The sequence below is a fragment of the Hydrocoleum sp. CS-953 genome (assembly GCF_002260545.1).
Taxonomy (GTDB): domain Bacteria; phylum Cyanobacteriota; class Cyanobacteriia; order Cyanobacteriales; family Microcoleaceae; genus Trichodesmium.
Window position 1 is genome coordinate 1 of sequence record NZ_LGSU01000560.1, and the last position, 3653, is coordinate 3653.

The following is a 3653-nucleotide window of genomic DNA, read 5'->3' on the forward strand; positions in this document are numbered from 1 at the left end:
AAGCTAGAGTATAGCAGATAAATTAATTAAATATTTTTTAGGGAAGGTGGTATGACACCTACAAAGCTGTCAGATTCAGAAAAATTAGAAATTGTTGAACTGTATCAAAGTACAGAAGAAAATACTATTACTCTAGCAGATCGCTATAGAGTTAGTAGTTCTACAATTAGACGGTTATTACAAAGTAGCATACCAGAAGATGAATATAAAAACCTAGTTCAACAGAAGCAAAAGCGTCCATCTCGTTCCCAAAAAAATATAGATATAGATGTAGATTATGATACTAACGACTTGGATGAATCAGCAGCTAGGGAAAGTTTAGATCGAGAAGAATCGGACTATAGCCAATATGAATCAGATGGAGTATCAAAAAGACGACGCCGACGTTCTTCTTCATCTAATGATGATGAGACTGAGCAACTGACAGAATTCCCTAAATTATCTTTGGCTGCTCAAGATAATCAGAAATCAAATGATACATCAAATGATACATTTGAGGGTAATCATCCTCCTACCGAAGAAATAGAAGAGATTTTAGCAGCAGATTTACGAGAGCAACCCCAAAATTTAGATGACTTTGAGAATGATGATTTAGAAGATTTTGATGAGGAGTTTGATGTAGAAGATAAGTTTGATGTAGAAGAAGATGTAGACAGCTCCGATCATCTATTTCCCAATTCTAACCACTCTGAAGTTAAAATTTATACCCTCAGTGAGTCCGTCTTGCCAAAAATTTGTTACTTAGTAGTAGATAAATTTACAGAGTTAGTTACTAAACCTTTGATAGCTTTTGGGGAATTAGGACAAATACCTGTGGAAGAGTCTCAGGAGAAAACTTTACCAGTTTTTGATAATCACCGAGTAGCTCATAGATTTTCTGCTCATAATCAAAGGGTTCTGAAAGTTCCTGATGGTAGAATGTTGCAAAAAACTACAGTCTATTTGCAAGCTAAAGGAATTACTCGACTCCTGATTGATGGTCAAGTGTATAAGTTATAATGACAACCTANACCTTTGATAGCTTTTGGGGAATTAGGACAAATACCTGTGGAAGAGTCTCAGGAGAAAACTTTACCAGTTTTTGATAATCACCGAGTAGCTCATAGATTTTCTGCTCATAATCAAAGGGTTCTGAAAGTTCCTGATGGTAGAATGTTGCAAAAAACTACAGTCTATTTGCAAGCTAAAGGAATTACTCGACTCCTGATTGATGGTCAAGTGTATAAGTTATAATGACAACCTATCAAATATCAGTTATCAGTTATCAGTTCCTCTAGCTAAAGTCAAAGACTTGAGACCTGATTTTTTGGTAAAGATTAAAATCAGGGGTAATTTATAGTTCCTCCTAAAATCAAAAATCTTCTTGATGTTCTTTCATCTTTCCAAGATTAAAAAGTGGTGGCAAAAGAATCGAACTAATTATAACTCCGATACTTACACTAAAAGACAAGATAATTCCTACAGGAATCTGGATAGACTGGAAACCAATAAACTTTAAAGATATTGGGGTGGCATTCTGAACTGAGAGGATTGCCATCCCAGTTATCCACAATGCTAGAATTATACTACTTATAATTGGTGGGATAAATTTTTGCATAGAGTATTTCATCATACAATATAAACAATTATAATCTTACCATGAATAATCAAAAAAATAAAACCTGTCTCACCTCAAGAATATATATAAATTATCACTCAGCTATCAGTTAGAGTGCTTTTCTGTTTCTCTCATTGTGCATTGCTTTCTAGAATTGTTATTGCAACTCATCCTTATAAAAAATATTGTATATATAGCTAAGTAAAGAATTGGCTAGGACATAGACTGATGATGAATCTAGAAAGCGGAAATGTTTTTCTAACTATTCCCTATTCCCTATTCCCTATTCCCTGCTATACNCAAGGTCAAGAGTTTTCGGAATAATTTTTCACTCAGCTATCAGTTAGAGTGCTTTTCTGTTTCTCTCATTGTGCATTGCTTTCTAGAATTGTTATTGCAACTCATCCTTATAAAAAATATTGTATATATAGCTAAGTAAAGAATTGGCTAGGACATAGACTGATGATGAATCTAGAAAGCGGAAATGTTTTTCTAACTATTCCCTATTCCCTATTCCCTATTCCCTGCTATAAAATAAATCAATTAATCTCAAATTTTAAATTTATAAATGCTAGTTCCTTTAACTCGTAAAACATTTGAACAATTAATTCCAATTGTAGCTACAGGCGATCAATATCAATATTATTGGGGCAGGTTATCTGATATTTTGAAACGAGCTTTAATTTCTGCTATCTCAGTTTTGACGATAGTTTTAATTAATGTATTTGTTCATGATGATGGCGATCCTTTATTTTTATTAGTTGGTATTACAGCAGGTCTTTATTGGTTGTGGGGACCTATTTTATTAGCTAGTTTTCGCAATACCGAATTTAGACGCTATCCATATAGTGGTCTATGGCAAGGAAAAGTTATTGATGTATATCTTACAGAAGAAGTAGTTGGTCAAGAAGAAAAAGTTAATAAAAAAGGGGAATTAATAATAGTAGAAAATTTAGAGCAACGAATAAATTTAGAATTGGGGGATAAAACAGGATTTACAGTTGAAATGCAAGCTCCTCTACGTCGTTATCATCAAGGTATTTCTAGAGGTCAGGTAGCTGTAATGTTAGTAATGTCTTATCAACAAGATTTAGAGACAATTGCTAAATATTCAGATGTTTATCTTCCTACTGTAAATTTATGGGTTAGTGATTATCCATATCTCAGAAGAGATGAGTTTATTGAGGTAATTAATCAGGTACGTTCATCTCGCAGGAAAAATCAACAACGCCAACCAAGTAATATAGAATTTTAGTAAGCATTCAGCAGTCAGTTATTAGTTATCAGCTAGCCTCCTGCGGACGAACTAAGTTTTTTCGTATAGGGAATGCTCCGCAAACATGTCGCGCAGCGTTTTCCTGACGGAATGCTCCGCAAACATGTCGGCGATAGCCGAAAACAGCTATATTACCTTTAATATAGAATCCGGTTGAACAGTTGTCATTGCGACGAAACGGAAGCAATCTCTTAAACCTCTGAGATTGCTATCCGTTCCGGAATGCTCCGCAAACCTTCCACTCCCTTCCAGTCGCTGCGGACGCAAGCTATAGTAATTATCCGGATTCTATATAAAGAAGGAAAAAACAATTGAGATATTTCTAAGAATGAGCATGAAAATGTGGTAGAAGTTAAACGAATACTTGCTTCATTCATTTTTAAAGTGAATTGGTATAAGTATTTAGCTTTAAGCTTTTGAATATTAAAGCAATTACTAAGATTAGCTGATTATCTTTATTGTTTCCTACGGAATGCTGCTTCAATAATGGATAATGGATAATTGATAATTGATAATTACCTCTCCCTAAAAGGAAGAGTATTGAATAAAAGGAAAAATTTTTTTTGTTTCTCCTTGTTCATGAGAGGCTTTATACCTTTACTTTTCAGTAAGCATAACTTAATAATTCTCCTTAGAGACTAATTTTTCATCAACGTGATAATGAATTAACAGCTATGAGTTTTTAACTTAGTTTCTTAGCAGGAGGCTAGCTAATAGTTGATGGCTAAATACTTACCAAGCAGCACTAAGCTGTGGATTAAATACTTAATAATTAATAAT

Annotated in this window: 3 protein-coding genes and 1 pseudogene; 3 read left to right on the forward strand and 1 reads right to left on the reverse strand. The window is 33.8% G+C overall.

Annotation, left to right across the window (positions count from 1 at the left end):
• Window positions 1–51: 51 nt before the first annotated feature.
• Entirely contained in the window at window positions 52–999 is a 948-nt protein-coding gene (locus tag AFK68_RS05985) for a hypothetical protein (protein WP_094671990.1), read from the forward strand.
• Window positions 1000–1010: 11 nt separating this feature from the next.
• A pseudogene (locus AFK68_RS41105) lies at window positions 1011–1233 on the forward strand (hypothetical protein); the annotation flags it as partial.
• Between the two features lie 118 nt (window positions 1234–1351).
• Here the strand turns inward: AFK68_RS41105 and AFK68_RS05995 are convergent.
• A complete protein-coding gene (locus AFK68_RS05995) occupies window positions 1352–1537 on the reverse strand; it encodes a DUF1049 domain-containing protein (RefSeq protein ID WP_246844024.1) in 186 nt (61 codons plus the stop codon).
• A gap of 628 nt (window positions 1538–2165) precedes the next feature.
• Here AFK68_RS05995 and AFK68_RS06000 point away from each other — a divergent pair.
• Entirely contained in the window at window positions 2166–2852 is a 687-nt protein-coding gene (locus tag AFK68_RS06000; RefSeq protein WP_094671992.1) for a phosphate ABC transporter permease, read from the forward strand.
• Window positions 2853–3653: the final 801 nt, after the last annotated feature.

What these genes read in the sequence shown, in the direction of transcription:
- AFK68_RS05985 (WP_094671990.1), top strand. Translation starts at nt 52, where the DNA reads ATGACACCTACAAAGCTGTCAGATTCAGAAAAATTAGAAATTGTTGAA.
- AFK68_RS05995 (WP_246844024.1), bottom strand. Translation starts at nt 1,537, where the DNA reads ATGGCAATCCTCTCAGTTCAGAATGCCACCCCAATATCTTTAAAGTTT.
- AFK68_RS06000 (WP_094671992.1), top strand. Translation starts at nt 2,166, where the DNA reads ATGCTAGTTCCTTTAACTCGTAAAACATTTGAACAATTAATTCCAATT.